The sequence below is a fragment of the Cyclobacterium roseum genome, from assembly GCF_010119225.1.
Classification (GTDB): Bacteria; Bacteroidota; Bacteroidia; order Cytophagales; family Cyclobacteriaceae; genus Cyclobacterium; species Cyclobacterium roseum.
In genome coordinates, this window is record NZ_WNKF01000005.1 from 271,084 (window position 1) to 288,590 (window position 17,507).

17 protein-coding genes are annotated in these 17,507 nt (G+C 46.2%); 7 read left to right on the plus strand and 10 right to left on the minus strand.

The features are described from left to right. Positions 1 to 88: 88 nt before the first annotated feature. On the minus strand, positions 89 to 340 hold the full coding sequence (gene rpsT, locus GJQ68_RS09805; RefSeq protein ID WP_162417117.1) for a 30S ribosomal protein S20: 252 nt from the start codon (positions 338 to 340) through the stop codon (positions 89 to 91). A 153-nt stretch (positions 341 to 493) separates the two neighbouring features. Between rpsT and GJQ68_RS09810 the strand changes: the two genes are divergently transcribed. Beyond that, on the plus strand, positions 494 to 1,564 hold the full coding sequence (locus tag GJQ68_RS09810) for a zinc dependent phospholipase C family protein (protein WP_162417118.1): 1,071 nt from the start codon (positions 494 to 496) through the stop codon (positions 1,562 to 1,564). Here GJQ68_RS09810 and GJQ68_RS09815 read toward each other — a convergent pair. Both GJQ68_RS09815 and ettA read right to left on the minus strand, forming a co-directional pair. Next, positions 1,455 to 2,786, minus strand: coding sequence for a pyridoxal phosphate-dependent aminotransferase (locus GJQ68_RS09815; protein ID WP_162342308.1), 1,332 nt, complete (start codon positions 2,784 to 2,786; stop codon positions 1,455 to 1,457). The genes GJQ68_RS09810 and GJQ68_RS09815 overlap by 110 nt on opposite strands. A gap of 214 nt (positions 2,787 to 3,000) precedes the next feature. Next, on the minus strand, positions 3,001 to 4,680 hold the full coding sequence (ettA, locus tag GJQ68_RS09820; RefSeq protein ID WP_162342077.1) for an energy-dependent translational throttle protein EttA: 1,680 nt from the start codon (positions 4,678 to 4,680) through the stop codon (positions 3,001 to 3,003). A gap of 130 nt (positions 4,681 to 4,810) precedes the next feature. On the opposite strand from ettA, the gene GJQ68_RS09825 reads away from it, so the two are divergent. Together GJQ68_RS09825 and GJQ68_RS09830 are read left to right on the plus strand one after the other, a co-directional pair. After that, positions 4,811 to 6,061 carry a DUF349 domain-containing protein gene (locus tag GJQ68_RS09825; RefSeq protein WP_162417119.1) on the plus strand — a complete coding sequence of 417 codons (1,251 nt, stop codon included), beginning with the start codon at positions 4,811 to 4,813 and terminating at the stop codon, positions 6,059 to 6,061. Between the two features lie 77 nt (positions 6,062 to 6,138). Beyond that, positions 6,139 to 6,360, plus strand: coding sequence for a DUF2795 domain-containing protein (locus GJQ68_RS09830; RefSeq protein WP_010855875.1), 222 nt, complete (start codon positions 6,139 to 6,141; stop codon positions 6,358 to 6,360). A 75-nt stretch (positions 6,361 to 6,435) separates the two neighbouring features. Here GJQ68_RS09830 and GJQ68_RS09835 read toward each other — a convergent pair whose 3' ends face one another. From GJQ68_RS09835 to GJQ68_RS09855, 5 genes are all read right to left on the minus strand, one after another. Next, positions 6,436 to 7,179, minus strand: coding sequence for a LytR/AlgR family response regulator transcription factor (locus GJQ68_RS09835; protein ID WP_162417120.1), 744 nt, complete (start codon positions 7,177 to 7,179; stop codon positions 6,436 to 6,438). Between the two features lies 1 nt (position 7,180). Continuing rightward, the gene (locus tag GJQ68_RS09840; RefSeq protein WP_162417121.1) at positions 7,181 to 8,224 is read right to left on the minus strand and encodes a sensor histidine kinase; all 1,044 of its coding nucleotides are present in this window, start codon (positions 8,222 to 8,224) and stop codon (positions 7,181 to 7,183) included. A 14-nt stretch (positions 8,225 to 8,238) separates the two neighbouring features. Then, entirely contained in the window at positions 8,239 to 8,988 is a 750-nt protein-coding gene (locus tag GJQ68_RS09845; protein WP_162342073.1) for a LiaF transmembrane domain-containing protein, read from the minus strand. A gap of 107 nt (positions 8,989 to 9,095) precedes the next feature. After that, complete coding sequence (locus GJQ68_RS09850; RefSeq protein WP_162417122.1) at positions 9,096 to 9,794, minus strand: 2-C-methyl-D-erythritol 4-phosphate cytidylyltransferase; 699 nt, start codon at positions 9,792 to 9,794, stop codon at positions 9,096 to 9,098. A gap of 8 nt (positions 9,795 to 9,802) precedes the next feature. Then, complete coding sequence (locus GJQ68_RS09855) at positions 9,803 to 10,450, minus strand: metal-dependent transcriptional regulator (RefSeq protein ID WP_162342071.1); 648 nt, start codon at positions 10,448 to 10,450, stop codon at positions 9,803 to 9,805. A 205-nt stretch (positions 10,451 to 10,655) separates the two neighbouring features. On the opposite strand from GJQ68_RS09855, the gene GJQ68_RS09860 reads away from it, so the two are divergent. Next, the gene (locus tag GJQ68_RS09860; RefSeq protein ID WP_162417123.1) at positions 10,656 to 11,474 is read left to right on the plus strand and encodes a ZIP family metal transporter; all 819 of its coding nucleotides are present in this window, start codon (positions 10,656 to 10,658) and stop codon (positions 11,472 to 11,474) included. Between the two features lie 15 nt (positions 11,475 to 11,489). Here GJQ68_RS09860 and GJQ68_RS09865 read toward each other — a convergent pair whose 3' ends face one another. Further along, positions 11,490 to 12,470 carry a 2-hydroxyacid dehydrogenase gene (locus GJQ68_RS09865; RefSeq protein ID WP_162342069.1) on the minus strand — a complete coding sequence of 327 codons (981 nt, stop codon included), beginning with the start codon at positions 12,468 to 12,470 and terminating at the stop codon, positions 11,490 to 11,492. An 82-nt stretch (positions 12,471 to 12,552) separates the two neighbouring features. Further along, a complete protein-coding gene (locus GJQ68_RS09870) occupies positions 12,553 to 13,620 on the minus strand; it encodes a M42 family metallopeptidase (RefSeq protein WP_162342068.1) in 1,068 nt (355 codons plus the stop codon). Between the two features lie 454 nt (positions 13,621 to 14,074). On the opposite strand from GJQ68_RS09870, the gene GJQ68_RS09875 reads away from it, so the two are divergent. From GJQ68_RS09875 to GJQ68_RS09885, 3 genes are all read left to right on the plus strand, one after another. After that, positions 14,075 to 15,040 carry a Ppx/GppA phosphatase family protein gene (locus GJQ68_RS09875; RefSeq protein WP_162342067.1) on the plus strand — a complete coding sequence of 322 codons (966 nt, stop codon included), beginning with the start codon at positions 14,075 to 14,077 and terminating at the stop codon, positions 15,038 to 15,040. Positions 15,041 to 15,116: 76 nt separating this feature from the next. Then, entirely contained in the window at positions 15,117 to 16,199 is a 1,083-nt protein-coding gene (locus tag GJQ68_RS09880) for an Ldh family oxidoreductase (RefSeq protein WP_162417124.1), read from the plus strand. Positions 16,200 to 16,203: 4 nt separating this feature from the next. Then, the gene (locus tag GJQ68_RS09885; protein WP_162417125.1) at positions 16,204 to 17,454 is read left to right on the plus strand and encodes an NRAMP family divalent metal transporter; all 1,251 of its coding nucleotides are present in this window, start codon (positions 16,204 to 16,206) and stop codon (positions 17,452 to 17,454) included. The last annotated feature ends 53 nt before the right edge of the window (positions 17,455 to 17,507 follow it).

Sequence of the window (17,507 nt, forward strand, 5' to 3'; positions counted from 1 at the left end):
GAATACTTTTAAAAAAATTAACAAAATAGCACAAAAAAACCCTCCCGAATTCTCAGGAGGGCATTACTTTCTTCAAAAAACGCGCTTTTTAAATAGCGTTTACAAGCTTTGTTAACTTCGACTTTTTGTTGGCCGCATTGTTTTTATGGATGACATTTTTCTTCGCCAGCTTATCGAGCATGGAAGTAACCTGCTTCAACAATTCCTGCGCCTCTGATTTGTCTTCGGTGTTTCTCAATTTTTTGATAAACGTCCGGGTGGTTTTGGCCTGATACCTATTCCTCAATCTTTTGGCTTCATTTGCACGAATTCTCTTTAAAGCCGATTTGTGATTTGCCATATGCTATATGATTAACTTTTAGTCCTAGTTCTTTATGGATCGCAAATTTAAGCGTTTAATTTTTAATTGCAAAACTTTTATCTAAATATGGACCTGAAATGGTTGTCTATTTTAGGCGATTTTTTGTAAATTCATTCAGCAATAATTAATCTGATGATGAGAATCGTGTTTCTACTCATGGTTTTGCTATTTTCCTCCACACCGCTTCAGGCATGGGGGTTTTATGCCCACAAACTGATCAACAGTCAAGCCATTTTTTCGCTACCACCTGAACTGATGGTGTTTTTCAAACCGCACCAGGGATACTTACGGGAAAAGGCGGTAAACCCGGACCGCAGACGGTATGCCGTCAAGGGGGAAGCTGAAAAACATTTCATAGACCTGGATGTGTACGGCGACAGCGCCCTTCAGATCTTACCCCAGTACTGGCCGGAGGCGGTAGCCCTTATAGGGGAAGACAGCCTTCGCCAATCCGGCATCGCTCCCTGGAGTACTTACCTGACATTCTTACAATTGGTCCGGGCTTTTGAGCAAAAAGATACGGAAGTCATTCTTCGCCTGGCAGCGGATTTAGGGCATTACCTGGGCGATATTCACGTTCCGCTGCATACCACCAAAAATTACAACGGACAATTCACGGGCCAATATGGAATTCATGGATTTTGGGAGTCAAGGCTACCGGAACTCTATGCCGAAAGCTACAATTTCTTTGTAGGAAAAGCCGAATATATCTCCGACCCTCAGCAAGTGATCTGGCGCACGATTGCCCAATCGCATGCCGCCCTGGACTCTGTACTGGGTTTTGAGGCGATGCTAAACGATCGATTTCCAGCCGATAAAAAATACAGCTTCGAAGAACGAGGCGGCATCAATACCCGAGTATATTCCCGGGCTTTCAGCGAGGCCTATCATCGGATGCTGGCTGGTCAGGTGGAGAGGCAAATGCGGCAAACCATCAAACTCATTGCTGATTTTTGGTATTCCGCCTGGATTCTAGCCGGCCAGCCTGACTTCGGAAAGGATGCTCCTTTTATAGAGCAGGACCCTGAGGAAAGCGATAGCATCTTTATTCCGAAGGGACCATCTCTAAAAGTCTGGCAACATGAAACCAGCCTTACGAGTCCACCAAAACGTTTTTGGAAGAATTCAGGTAGGTATGTATACTGCGGGCCAGCCTTTCGAAAGTATTTCGAAAGACGTCCTCGTTTTCTTCCAGCAGCGTGACTCTGAATCCCCTCAAGTCCGAACAAAAGGAACTGACCGGAACCACGCAAATTCTTTCCGCCGCCAGCAAATTGTACACAAATCGTTTGTCATGAGGCATCTCCTTTTCCTGAAGCCACAGGTCCAGGTACTTTTTAACGCGCTCATCCTGAATGGGTAAATACTGTTGGTGATCCAATACGCCTTCCTCAAAGATGACCGTATTGTAAAAAGCCCCTTTGGTTTTATTAAACTTAATCCCGCTGACTGCTCCCAATACTTCCTCCAAAATACGGCTTCGGGTACCGATGGCGGCGTTGGCCGTTTTCCGGTACTCCTGATAGGCCGGATGGCTCATGATTTTGGGAATGGCAAGCTGAGGAAGGGTAGTAGAACAAACCTCGATCATTTTTGCATTCTCCAAAGTAGTACAAAGCTTGGAAAATTCTTCTGAAGTATGCTGATTATAAAACTCCATCCACCCACAGCGGGACCCGGGCCAGGGAAACTCCTTGGAAATACCTTTCAGGGAAATCCCGGGAAGGTCATCGCCCAGAATCTCGGCCAGGCTGATGGCTTTATATCCGTTATAGGTGATGTTTTGGTAAATTTCATCTGCGATCAGCAACAAATTGAATTCCCGTGCTAATTCCACAAACCGATCCAACACTTCTCTTGGATAGACCATCCCGGTTGGATTGTCGGGGTTTATGATCAGAATACCTACTATCGAAGAGTTGTACTTTACCTTATTATACAAATCCTCCATATCTGGGTACCAATTATTATCCGGGTCCAGGTTATAGGTGAGTGGACGGGTATTGGCATGCGCTGCCTCTGCGGAGCTGTGTGTAGAATAGGCAGGGGATGGACCAATAATTCGGGCCGTTGGAATCAGAAATTGATAGAGCTTTGCGATCCCATCTCCGAGGCCATTAAAAAACAAGATGTCTTCAGGGCCAATCTTAACGCCTCCTTTTTGATTGTTCAGACCCGCCAAAAATGTTCGCGTGGCCATCATTCCTTTGCTATCTGCGTAGCCGTACGAATGATCGTCCTGAACCAAATCCGCGACAATTTCTTTCATCCATTCCGGAATGGTATTGTGTTTCTGAATGGGGTCCCCAATATTCTCCCAAGTGATGGAATACCCCAGATCTTCGATCATCCGTGCTTTTTTAACGATGCCCCTGATCTCGTAATTCAGTTCTCCAGCGCCCGGACGCAATAGCAATTGTCTCATCATAATTTCCCGCAATGGTGCTAAACAGACACAAAGAAACAAAAAAGCAAAACAACCTGTACGGGAAAATAAAAAAAAGAGGGGAAACCGAATGGTTTCTCCCCCTATTTACCTTCCTGAGAATCTTTTCTCGAAGTTTCGTATCAGAATCGAAATTTTGCAAACCTGATAGGCTTTCAAAGCTTGACCTCCCGTTCCCCGGGCAACGGGGAATTTACTTCAGTTTTTTGTATTTGATCCGCTTCGGCATCACATCGCCCAATCGCTTCTTTTTATTTTCTTCATATTCAGAGAAGTTCCCTTCAAACCAATACACGGAACTATCTCCCTCAAATGACAGAATATGGGTACAAATTCTGTCCAAAAACCAACGGTCGTGGGAAATGATGACGGCACAGCCTCCAAAATTTTCCAGGGCTTCTTCCAGGGATCGCAGGGTATTCACGTCCAGGTCATTGGTAGGCTCATCCAAAAGCAGGAGGTTGCCTCCTTTTTTTAGCGTCATGGCGAGGTGCACCCGGTTTCTTTCGCCTCCGGATAGTACCCCTACTTTCTTTTCCTGATCGGCCCCGCCAAAATTAAACCGACTGACGTATGCCCGTCCATTGATTTCCTTATTACCCAGGGGGATAAATTCATTACCATCCGTGATGGTCTCATAAACGGACTTCTTCGGATCCAGATCATCGTGTTCTTGATCCACATAGGCGATCTCTACGGTTTCTCCTATTTCAAAATGACCGGCATCGGGTTTTTCTTTACCGGTAATCATATTGAATAAGGTGGACTTTCCGGCTCCATTGGGGCCAATTACGCCCACGATGCCCCCCTGAGGGAGGGAAAAGGTCAGGTCATCAAACAGGAGTTTCTCGCCAAATGCTTTGGACACCCCTTTTACCTCTATGACCTTGCTGCCTAGCCGCGGACCTGGGGGAATGTAGAGTTCCAGTTTGGATTCTTTCTCCTTGGCATCTTCACCTACCAGTTTATCGTAGGCATTTAGCCTGGCTTTCCCCTTGGACTGTTTGGCCTTGGGTGACATGCGGATCCATTCCAGTTCCCGCTCCAGCGTTTTTTGTCTTTTGGATTCTGTTTTTTCTTCTTTTTTCAGTCTATCCTGCTTTTGTTCCAGCCAACTGGAATAGTTTCCTTTCCAGGGGATCCCTTCTCCCCTGTCCAGTTCCAGTATCCATCCGGCCACATTGTCCAGGAAATACCGGTCGTGGGTTACGGCAATGACGGTACCTTTGTACAGCTTGAGATGCTGCTCCAGCCATAGCACCGATTCCGCATCCAGGTGGTTTGTGGGCTCGTCCAGTAACAGTACATCCGGCTCTTGAAGCAACAAGCGACACAAGGCAACCCTTCGTTTTTCCCCTCCGGAAAGGTTTTCAACTTTTGCATCTGCGGGAGGAAGCCTTAAGGCATCCATGGCTTTATCCAACATGGTCTCCAGTTCCCATGCGTTGGCTGCATCGATCTTTTCCTGTACTTCGCCTTGCTGTTGGATTAATTTATCCATGGCATCGGGGTCGTCCATGACGGCCGGGTCCATGAATTTTTCGTTTATCGTTTCAAAATCCTTGAGCAGCTGAATCGTATCGGCAACGGCTTCTTCTACAATTTCTTTTACTGTTTTGGTAGGATCCAGTTCAGGCTCCTGCTCCAGCATGCCCACCGAATAGCCGGGTGACCAGACGACTTCCCCCTGAAACTCTGTATCCTCCCCGGCAATAATCCGAAGCAGGGAGCTTTTTCCGGAGCCGTTTAGGCCAAGTACGCCAATTTTGGCCCCATAAAAAAACGAGAGGTAGATCTCTTTCAGTACTTTCTTCTGTGGAGGATATATTTTAGACACCCCTGCCATAGAAAAAATTATTTTTTCGTTACTCATGGTTCTTTTGCGTTTAATTCAATCAACAAAGATGGTAAAAAATCCGCTTTCTTAGGATAAATGAAGCATTATTAATTAATTTGCAGAAATTGGAAAAACCACTTCAGAATTACAACCAACCTTGCTGATCATGACGGAGCATCCCTATGGATATATAAAAGAGGACAAAATTTACTTGAAAGGATTTTTGGGACAAGAAGACCGTGTCATCGGAGAGGTGAAGGAGGATGAGGCTTCCACCATTCGCTATTTCGAAGACCGGTACGAAACCATCAAGCAAAAGGTAGAAAACCTAAAAAAGGACATTGAGGAAAACCAAAATAAAGGGTCGTTCCTAATGAAACTGATCCACCTCAAAAACGCTCTTATGAGCTACGATGGTTTGGGAGATTTTCCAGCCCTAATCCGGGAACTTGAGGAACAAGAAGCTTACTTGGAAGAGATTATTCAATCCAACCGGCAAAAAAATCTGGAAATAAAAAAAGCACTGATCGAAGAAGCCGACGCCATTAAAAATAGCACGGATTGGAAAGAAGCTTCCGAAGCTTTTAAAGAGTTAAAATTAAAATGGCTCAAAACCGGTCCGGTAGAGAAAGAAGTACAGGATGAAATAGAGAAAAAATTTCAGGATATACTAGACATTTTTTACGGCAACCGTAAGAACTATTTTGATGGACTCGCGTTACAGGCAGAGCAGAACATTAAGGTTTACGAAAGCTTGCTTGAACAAGCGAGAGAGGCCCATGATCTACCTGACGCGAAAACGGCCTTTGAAATCAGCAAGAAAATTCAGAAACAATGGAAGGCCTCCGGAAGAGTTCCGGCGGCTAAGAGACAGCCCATTTGGGATGAATTTTCCAAGTTAAATAACCGCATCTTTAGCCGCTTTAAGCGTGTGAGTCAGAATACTCCCAGCCTCAGTCCGGGGTTGGTGATAAAGAAAATTGAGAAGTTGGCCACAGAAATGAAAGGACTTTCCAAAGGAAAGATTGATGACACGAAGCTGGCACAAGCAAAACGGCTACAGGCGGAGTGGAAGAAACTCCCACCAAAAAAACCAAGAAACGCACAACAAAGTATTGGCTCCTTCGTATTCTTTTCAGAAATCGTATTCGAGAAGTCTTTTCTGGATAAATTGTGTCATTCCAAGTACCCGGATTTTGATTCGAAAGACCCAGACGAACAAGTCACCATAAAATCCGGGTTACTAAAAGATCTAATTGCAAGGGACCAGCGGGAATTGAACACCGTCAAAGAAAATACGGAAAATTTCAGGACCCAAGAGAGCGATTTTGACCAAATGATGCGCCGGAAAATCGCTGCTCATAAACGAAAAGTGGACGTTAAAAACCACATATTAAAAGAACTTACAAACAATTGAATCGTAATTGTTTGTGTTTTAAAAAGAATTTCTATTTTTGCACCCCGTTCAAGGGGACGTTTAAATTTGTGTAGACTATGTATTGGACTTTAGAACTTGCCTCCTATTTGGAAGACGCTCCGTGGCCTGCCACTAAAGATGAGTTAATTGACTTTGCTATCCGGTCAGGAGCCCCCTTAGAGGTGGTAGAAAACCTTCAGGAGCTGGAAGACGATGGCGAACCTTATGAAAACATAGAAGAAATCTGGCCGGACTATCCGACCAAAGATGATTTCTTCTTTAACGAAGACGAATACTAACCTAAAAGCCTTCCTCGGGAAGGCTTTTTCACTTTTTTTGATTCTATTTCTACTTCCCTGCGCCTTTTTCTGCCCTTAAATCCGTAACGTTTTTCTCAACCTGCCCATACCCGTTTTGCTAACCGGCAGTTGGGTGCCGTCTTTTAGGAAGACCAGGAAATTTTCTTTCTGAAAAGGTTCGATTTTACTGATCATGGAAACATTTACTATATGAGATCGGTGAATGCGCGTAAATTCATTTGGATGAAGTACTTTTTCAAAATAGCCCATTGTCCCCAGTTTAAGATATCCTTTTCCTTCGGAAACAACTTTCACATAATCACCCTCCGCTGAAAAAAAATGGATCGTATCCACCGGTAAAATATGTATTCGATTTCCCGTTTTAACTACAACCCTCCTCAAATAATCCCGAACAGGAAGGCCCTCGCTGGCAGCTCGGACTTTGGACGGAAACTCGGTCGGGTCCTGAACTTCTCTGGTGACTTTTTCCAGAGCCTGCCTCAATCGTTCTTTTGAAAACGGCTTTAATAAATAATCAATCGCCTGCTGGTCAAATGCCTGAATGGCGTAAGTATCGTATGCGGTAGTGAAAATCACCTTCGGCGGCTCCTCCAGTAGTTCGAGCAACTCAAACCCATTGATTTTCGGCATTTCTATGTCCAGAAACAATAGGTCCGGTTTTAGTTCTGCGATCCCCTTAAACCCTTCAAAGCCATCCTGAAAAGCACCCACTACTTCAAAATCCGAAAATGAAGCCAGGTAATCCGCTAAAAGCTCCCGGGCCAGTGGTTCGTCATCAATAATCACACATCGTATCATATCAGTTAGTCTGAGGAATTTTAATGATCGCACTGAAAATCCCAGCTGAATTCCGAAGCGTCAGCAAATCCTTCCTTCCAAAAATAAGAAATAACCTTCTTTCCAAACTATCTAAACCGAACCCGGTTCCGGAAGCCTTACCTGACTGATTATCAGTTGGGTTCTGCACCGTTACTTCCAGGTATTGCTGTTCTTTCCTTGCCTCAATACGAATCAGGATATCACCCGTCACACCATACAATCCATGCTTCACTGCATTTTCTACCAAGGTCTGGATCAGAAGTGAAGGTAGTTTCAATTCGTCTGCTTCGGCTGGAACTACCAATTCGTAGGTTAGCCGATGGCCAAACCTGATCTTCTCAAGCTCCAGGTATTGGCCGATCACTTTCATTTCCCTGGTTAAGGTTTCCCATTTCTTTGGGTCCTTATTCAGATTTTCCCGGTAAAAATCAGCAAGTCCCTGTACCATTTCCCTGGCTTTTTCGGGCTGCCTGGCCAGCAGCGCATTGATCGAATTCAGGCTGTTAAATAAAAAGTGAGGTTGCATTTGTTGCCGAAGGTAGTGCAACTCTGCATCCGTTGAAAGTTTCTGGCGCAACTCTCCCTGCTGCATCATTTGAAACTCTTTGAGGGAGGTTTTGCCGGATAAGATGATCAATCCCGCCAGATGAAACAACAATAACCCGACGATGACCCTAAAAGGAAGCGATTCTTCAAATAGCCGTAAAAATTCCGGATCTCCCAAAAACTCCCCTTTCCAAAGTAAGCGACAGGCGAACACAAGTGCTATGGTGATTACCAAAGAAAACATCAATGCCGGCCAGGTTCTGAATTTACCGATGGGGTAGTAATAGAGGATCATATTCAAGATAAAAACTCCCAATCCAAAAGCCAGCGTGCTCATAATAGCATCCTGGATCGCCCATTCCCACTGCTGATGCCAGAAAAAGGAACAAGCGAGTATGCTGGCAAAAACCATCAAGAGGAAAGCGATATGATCCAGCGGCTCACCTGTCAGTTTACGGATTTTTAGTTGGTTTTCCATTGCCTGTCAGCCGATCAGTAGGAAGAAATCTCAATCCCTCCGAAAATGACCGACCCTGTAATCACCAACTTCTTTTGAGGATCTGGGCTGGCCTGGTGAAAGTGGCGCTTGTCTTCGACACCCGCGGCCAGGTTACTTACGCCCAGTTGTACGTCCCAATGCGGCGGTACAATGAGCTTAACTCCCCCAAATACAACAGAAACCTTTAAGACGGCCTGATTCTGAATATCTGCATGCATCAAATCAATGTCAGAGCCCCCAAAAACCGTCGTGATCTCCCCCCCTTTAAAATCTTTGGACATAACTTTGCGCTTTAGGCCGCAAAATAAGGCCTCCACATTGAGGTAATCCGAGCTTTCCTTATTAAGCCCATCCGGATCATTTCCTGTCCGGAGCTTTTTCTCCCACTTATCGTAATTTCCCTCCCAGTCTTTCCAATTGATTGCCGGGTTTTTGTTCTTTTTGAAAATAATAAAAAGCCCCAGAAAGATTAGTGCCAGCGGAAACAAGTAAGGACCCAGTTCGTAAGGCAAGTAAAGTTTATCTCTTAGTAGGAAAAACCCTCCAATGATCAATAGCACCACCGATCCGGTATTTTGAAAACCATTTTTATATCCGGAATACAATCCTATCGCAATGAGGATCATCGGCCAGGAAAATACCCAACCGGGAATAAACACGCCAACCTGCTTTAAAAGGAGTAATGCGCCTATGACTAAAATCAGCACTCCCAGTGCATGATTTCCATTTCGTATGTTTTTCATGGTTTGACTCGTTTAATTTTGAAAGCAATTTAACGGACAGATCTAGATACTAACATACCTTTTCTGTCAGCGCTGCCTGAAAATCGATAAACGACCTGAATTTTGGGTTAAATACTCCCTTCCCCTTTGCTTAGCAGGTAATTCGCAAAATCAAGATCCTCAGGACTGGTTAGTTTGATGTTTTCCGGATTTCCCGGTATCAGGCAAACCTCCCAGCCCATGTGCTCATAAACCGTTGCGTCATCGGTAAAAATTTCCTTCTCTCCTCCTGCAAATGCCTCTTTTATTTTGGCCAGCTGAAACGTCTGAGGGGTTTGAACCAATCGAAATTGTCTCCGATCCCGAAATACGGATTGATCAGGGCCCTTTACTTCCCGAATCGAATCCTTTAGCGGAACCACAGCTATTGCACTTCCACTAGTCGCCGCAGTTACAAAACTTTCCCGGATCACCCGCCCATTTACAAACGGCCTTACCCCATCGTGTATGGCTACCAAGCCGGAATCGCCGGGAATACAATCCAACCCGTTTCGAACACTGCCGAACCTACTCTTGCCCCCTTTCACTAATTGATGAGGAATGGCAAAGCCATGCTCCCGGCACAGGTTCTTCCAGTAGGGAAAATCTGCTTCTGGCAAAACCAATAAAAGCCGAATAGCCGGATCATATCCAAAAAATTGATTCAAGGTATGCATCAATACGGGCTTACCGCCAATTACCAGGTACTGTTTGGCAATTTCAGTTCCCATTCGGGTGCCGGATCCTCCGGCTACAATGATGGCATACCTGGTTGTAACACTTTCCATAAATAGGTCTAACTTACCAATAATTTGGAACAAACCAAGGAAGATAATACTTCCCGGTGCCCGTCATAAACGACCGTCATATTCCTGTCATACATTTCTAGAGCGATTACTTCTACTTCCACTCCCAATGCCAGATTTTTGCTGTTCAGGTATTTTAAAAAGGCATCTGAGGTATGGCCCAACGCCTTCAGCACTACTTTTTCACCCGGCTGACAATCGGCCAGCATGCGGTATTCCAGCGTAGCTATATGCCCCTTTTTATTGGGTATGGGAGAACCATGAGGATCCCGCTTCGGATATCCCAACAATTCATCCATCCGGTCAAAAAACAGGGGCGATTGCACGTGTTCCAGTTGCTCTGCAATGTCGTGAACTTCCTCCCAGCCAAAACCCATTTTTTCTACCAGGTACATTTCCGTAAGCCGGTGTTTTCGAATAATCATGGCAGCCATCTGCCGGCCTTTTTCTGTGATCTTCAGTGGTCGGTACTTTTCATATTCCAAAAAGCCCATACCAGCCAATTTTTTCACCATGCTATTGACAGAAGGAAGGCTTACTTCCAATGCCTGCGCAATGCCCGTGGTGTTTACTTCATCGGTGCTGATGGCCTGATTGAAAATTACTTTGAGGTAGTTTTCGATGGATTGGCTATTCATTCGCTAAACTTTACGAACAAAGATAAAAAATAATTGAAATATATTTGTTAGTCTATTCTAACTATTTAAATTTGCCTTAACTAATTACCAATAAACATCGAATACCATTTACTGGATCCGTCCCGGACCTGGTATTGGAGCATACTAACTACCTGATTTGGCAAAGCAGGAACTCCTTGCCGGTCTTACCCAATCACAACGCTGTATGTTTGATACAATCATTAGTTATTTAGAAAGTATTTCAGCGGTACAGGCCGCCTTGCTGGCGACGCTATTCACCTGGTTTTTGACAGCCGTAGGTGCCGGGTTCGTCTTTTTTTTCAAACAGATGAACCGTCCGCTACTGGATGCCATGCTTGGCTTCACAGGCGGTGTCATGGTGGCTGCCAGTTTTTGGAGTTTACTGGCTCCAGCTATTAGTATGAGCGAAGGAGAAGGTTTCGCCAGGGTCATGCCCGCTGCGCTGGGATTTGTAGGTGGCTCTCTTTTTATCTTTTTTCTGGACAAGATTTTACCTCACCTCCATGTTAATTTTAAGAAAGCGGAAGGCATCAAAACTCCCTGGCAGAAAACCACCCTACTGGTATTGGCCATCACCTTACACAATATACCTGAGGGCCTGGCGGTAGGGGTGTTGTTTGGCGGAGCTGCATTAGCCGTGCCTGAAGCTACCATCGCAGGCGCCGTGGTATTGGCGCTGGGAATTGGTATTCAAAACCTACCGGAAGGCATTGCAGTGGCCGTACCACTAAGACGTATGGGCATGAGCCGCCGAAAAAGCTTTTTCTACGGCCAGTCTTCCGCGTTGGTAGAACCCATTGCCGGTGTACTGGGAGCGGCGGCAATATCCACGTTCACTCCGATACTTCCCTATGCGCTCGCTTTTGCCGCCGGAGCCATGATATTCGTGGTCATTGAAGAAGTGATCCCTGAAACCCAGCAAGATGGAAACACCGATTTGGCCACCCTTGGATTTATTGGAGGCTTTACGATTATGATGATACTGGATGTTGCATTGGGATAATAAGCCAACGGAAAATCACTTCTTTTGATAGACTTCCGGATTTACCGGATAGGGCAATTTTTTTCCTTTCAATCCTGCCAGGGTATTTTCCACTGCACAGCGTGTCATTGCTTCCCGGGTTTCCTGTGTCGCTGAACCTATGTGAGGAAACACAACCGCATTGTCCATATCCAGCAGTGGATTGTCCGGATCCATGGGTTCGGGATTGGTGACATCCAATCCTGCTCCCCACAAAATTCCCTTTTGAAGAGCGGCAGTCAATTCCTCTTCATTGTGTACCGCTCCCCGGGAGGTATTGACAAAGAGGGCGTTGGGTTTCATTTTCTTAAACTGCTCCATTCCAAACATCCCTCTGGTCTCGTCGGTAAGTGCCGTATGCACGGAGACGACATCGCTCTGGGCTAGCAACTCGTCCAGGCTTACCTTTCGGGCACCAAATGCCTGCTCGGCTTCCGGATTGGTGCTCCGGTTGTGATACAGGATTTTCATATTCCAGGATTGGGTACACATCGCTGCCAGCTCGGCTCCGATCCTTCCCAGCCCGACTATTCCGAGTGTTTTGCCGGCCAGATCCATCCCCAGCCCCTCTGTAGGCTGTGATATACCCCATTGGCCCTTTTTAATTTTTTTATGATGATAGAGCGCCCTGCGTGCCACCGTAAGCATGAGCAAAAGGGCCGTTTCTGCTGTGGCTTTGTTTAATACGTTTGGGGTGTTCCCTATAGGTATCCCCTGCCTGGTGGCCGCTGCGATGTCTACGCCATCAAACCCTACCGAATGCAGCGCGACCACTTTCAGGTGGCGACACTGATGAAAAAAATCAGCATCCAGGCCTGCCTGTCCGGCACTGATAAAAGCATCGTGACCTTTGCAAAACTGGATGGCCTGTGCTCGGTCTAAAATGGGCCTTTCCTTCCACACGGTGTACTCCACCCCAGCGGCTTCCAACATTTGGAATCCGACGGATGGAATAATTTTATTGATAAATACTTTCATATAATAAAGAATACGACACCCGAAGCCCTACCCGTTGGAATCAAATCGCCAGAGCCTTTCGCTACGGGTGTCGGTTGACTACTTATTTTACGTACCGAAAATCAAATTTCTGGTCAAAATCCTGTAGAAAGCCCATCATCAGGGAAATGACATGCTCGATATCCTTTTTACTTGCTGTCTCCACAGTAGTATGCATGTATTTCAACGGAAGAGAAATCAATGCAGATGGAACCCCTCCATTGGAATAGGCAAAGGCATCCGTGTCGGTACCGGTACTCCGGGAGGAGGCAGAACGTTGAAAGGGAATCTCCCTTCGTCTTGCGCTTTCAATAATCAGATCCAGGAGTTTTTTATGGACGGCAGCCCCGCAAGTCAGTACCGGTCCATTGCCAGCGGTATAATCCCCACTGGTAATTTTATTATACATCGGGGCCGTGGTATCGTGGCAAACATCGGTAATGATGGCCACGTTGGGTTGGATGCGATCAGCAATCATCTCAGCCCCTCGCAATCCGATTTCTTCCTGCACCGCATTGACCACATAAAGTCCGAACGGTAATGTCACCTTTTCCTCACGAAGCACCCGTGCTACTTCAGCAATCATGTAGCCTCCGATCCGGTTATCCAGTGCCCTTCCCGAATAAAATTTATTATTCAAGTCCGTCAATTCATCTTTGAAGGTTACCACACATCCTACATGGATTCCCATTTCCAGAACCTCTTCTTTCGTACGAGCTCCCACGTCTATAAATATATTATCCATTTTAGGCGTTTCTTCCTTGGCCTTGTCCCTTACATGGATGGCTGGCCAACCAAAAACCCCTGGCACCACCTTATCGTCCGTGTGAATATTTACCCGCATGGAGGGAGCGATCATGTGGTCGGACCCTCCGTTTCGGATGACGTAAATGTACCCTTCGGGCGTAATGTAATTCACAAACCAACTAATTTCATCTGCATGTGCTTCAATGACCACTTTAAATTCAGCCTTTGGATTGATCACCCCCACAACAGTGCCGTAGGCATCTGTGAAATAATCGTCTACAAAAGGCCGGATATAATCCAACCAAATTTGTTGGCCAGGTGCCTCAAAACCAGTTGGAGATGCATTATTGAGGTATTCATAAAGAAATTTTTCGTTTGTCTTCATAGTATATTTTTTCAACAGCAATTGAATGATTGCACTTGCAAGATCCGGAGTTCCGGATAGCAAAGGGATAAAATTACGTATAAGATGGGGTTGAAAAAAACCAGTACCTGAATAATCTGGTTTTAGGAATGAAATATTATTCAGAACGGGCAATCAAATCGGGGACTCAGGGGTTTTGTCGTCACCTGCCCGGCATTCATCGATCCATTCCTCCTCCGGTATTTTTGCATTTGTTTTCTTGATCGGTTGGCAGGAAGGATCGTCATTTACAAGTGGTATCATTATCCCTTATCCGTGGGGAAAGGCTGCCTTGTCCGTTGCTTATCTATTACAGGGGTTAGGCTCTAAAACAAAAAACAGGCTTTCTTTACCATTTTTTTGAATATAAAACACTGGGAGGGAAGGTTTTTAGATAAACTTTATATATTCGCAGAAACTTTTGAAAATCAGGTTCATGAAAAAGAAGGCCGCCGTCATTGACATGGGTACCAATACCTTCCATTTGCTAATGGTGGCGTTGGATGAAAAGGGATTTGAAACCCTTTACAAGGAAAAGGTTCCTGTAAAAATAGGACAGGGAGGAATCAATCAAAACCTCATTCTTCCCGATGCCCAAAAGCGAGCACTTCATACCCTGGATCATTTTAAGCATTTGATCCATGGGGAGCATATTGACCATGTATTTGCCTTTGCTACCAGCGCCGTTCGGAATGCAGAAAATGGCGAAGACTTTGTACAGCAAATCCAACAGCAAACCGGTTTCCACATTCAGGTAATTGACGGTGCCAGGGAAGCCGAATTGATTTACAAAGGGATAAGAATGAGCGGATGCCTGGACGATGCCAATGCCCTGATGATGGACATTGGAGGCGGATCGGTAGAATTTATCATTGGAAACAGGCATAAAATCCACTGGAAAGGGAGTTTTGAGATTGGTGGGCAGCGCATGCTGGACCGCTTTCACCACCAGGACCCCATGTCTCAGGAGGATCGAACCCACCTGGTCGAATACCTTTCAGAACACCTGAAGCCACTCATTGCCGCCCTTAGGCAATTTCAGCCAAAGCAATTGGTGGGTGCCTCTGGTACCTTTGATACCCTTACCGATATATTTCTTGCCTCCAAAGAGGTCGCTAAAGACAGGGCCACCCATAAGCACCTGCTGCCCTTGGAAGCTTTTTATGAGATCTCAGACCGACTGGTCCATCTCAACAAAGAAGAACGCTTACAGATTCCCGGAATGATTCCCATGCGAGTGGACATGATCGTAGTAGCCTCCTGCCTGATTCGCTATATTATTCGTCAACTCGATAGTGGTGACTTGCTTTGCTCCACCTACTCCTTAAAAGAAGGTGCCCTGGCTGAAATAATGGAACGAGTTGATCGCAACCTGGGAGTAACGGTAAACAGCCTGGAATAAAACGAATCAATATTTCTCAGATCCTATTACTTTTTGCATTTTTGCACCCGAAAAGTAACCCCTATTCCTAGCAGGTATGAATTTTAGTTTTGATCATTTAGAAAATTTCACCCAAAGAATCCTACGAAAAATCGGCTGCCCAGAAAAAGATGCGGCTACAGCTGCCCGCGTGCTTTTGGCCGCAGACCTAAGAGGCGTGGATTCTCACGGGGTAGCCCGACTGTCGGGATACGTGCGACTATGGGAAGCCAACCGGATCAATGCCGTTCCTGAGATACGCATCGTCCACGAAACCCCCAGCACGGCGGTAGTAGATGGGGATGGCGGACTGGGATTGGTAGTCGCCCCCTTTGCGATGCAGGTAGCTATTGATAAGGCTAAAACAGCCGGAACCGGCTGGGTCTCCGTCAAGAATTCCAACCATTATGGCATCGCTGGTATTCATGCCATGGAAGCTTTAAAGCACGATATGATTGGTATTTCCCTTACCAACGCCAGCCCACTGGTGAGCCCTACTTTTTCCAGGGAACGGATGCTTGGTACCAACCCCATATCAGTGGCTATCCCGGCAAATGATCAACCTCCTTTCGTTTTGGATATGGCCACGACCACCGCTGCCAACGGGAAACTTGAAATTTTGCAGCGCAAAAAACAGGATGCTCCGCTGGGCTGGATTCAGGATCGGGATGGGAATCCTACCACAAGCCCACTTGGGGTCAAAGATGGGGGTGCTTTATTGCCATTGGGTGGCGATCGGGAACATGGCTCCCATAAGGGATATGGGCTGGGATCGGTGGTAGATATTTTCTCCGCTGTGCTCTCCGGGGCCAATTATGGCCCCTGGGTTCCTCCCTTTGTCGCTTTTCTGGAACCACATCCCAATCCCGTAGGAGAAGGATTGGGGCATTTCTTCGGTGCCATGTGCGTCGATGCATTCCGACCTGCAGATGAATTTAAAAAACACATGGATCAATGGATCGGACGCTTTAGGGAAGCGGAACCGGTGAAAGGACAGCAAAGGGTATTGATTCCCGGAGATCCGGAGAGGGAGTTAGAGGCAGAACGCAGGCAACATGGAATTCCACTACTAGATCCTGTCATTGAAGATCTCAAAGCCCTGGGTGACAAACTAGGGGTATCCTGGAAACCAAACGACTAGGCATTTGAAAAGAGGCGCCTTTTTCAAAACCCTGGGACCGGGGATTCTATTTGCGAGCACCGCTATTGGGGTATCGCATTTGGTGCAGAGTACCCGGGCCGGGGCCGAATATGGTTTTGGACTGCTGGTGTTCATACTTGCCGCTAACCTATTTAAATGGCCTTTTTTTGAATTTGGCTCCCGCTACGCCTCCGCTACCGGCCGTTCGTTGATCGATGGGTATCAGTTGCTCCATTCAGCGTACCTTAAGTTGTATTTGGGCATTAATTTGCTTTCCATGTTCTTTGTAAACGCTGCCGTCACTTTTGTGGCCGCAGGCTTTTTACAATTTCTCTTTGGGATTGAATTGCCCGCCGCTTACTATTACCTCCCGTCCCTGGCTTTATTTGCGTTTACCTTTTCCTTTCTGGCGCTGGGTAGATATGCCGTGTTGGATGCAGGGATCAAAGTCATCGGGACCTTTATGTTGCTCAGCACCCTGCTGGCATTTTTTATAGCCCTGTTCAGGGGGCCGGAAGCGCCCTTGGTTTGGCAGCCGTTGCAAACACTGGTCCGTCCGGCAACCCTCCCATTTATAATCGGTCTGATGGGTTGGATGCCTTCTGCCATCGACTCCTCCACCTGGAACAGCCTGTGGACCACCGAAAGAATAAAGCAAAGTGGCTACCAGCCAAGCGTAAACGAAACGGTTTTTGAATTTAACCTGGGCTACTGGATCTCTGCTGGGCTCTCCCTGTGCTTCGTTGTTTTGGGAGCTTTCCTACTCTACGGAACCGATCAAACATTGCCCAACAATAACGTTGGCTTTGCATCGGGAGTGGTACGTCTGTACGCCAGCAATTTAGGGGACTGGACTTTTCCTATCATCGCAGCAGCCGGATTTACCATCATGCTTGGAACCTGTATCGGCGTGATGGACGGCTACGCCCGGTCCACGGTAAGAGCGGTAGCGGTATTGCGAAACAAACCCGAAAACAGGCAACAATACCTTTTTTGGATCAGTCTGATCGGCTTGGGTGGATTTGGCACCATCCGCTTTTTTATGACCTCCTTTACCGAGCTGATTAACCTGGCCACCACCATCTCCTTTTTGATAGCACCCCTCATTGCCTTTCTTAATTACCGGCTGGTTTTCAGTGAGCAACTGTTAGCAAGTCAACGGCCAGGCCGGGCCATGCAGGTTTTAGCTGTCGTCGGCATTGGCTTCCTTACCTTGTTTTCATTGGGGATGGGGTTTTATTTTTTGTTCTTCTAAGGCATGGGCTAAATTGGGTACCGTAAATTTATCCTGGTTATCCTCAGTGCTGG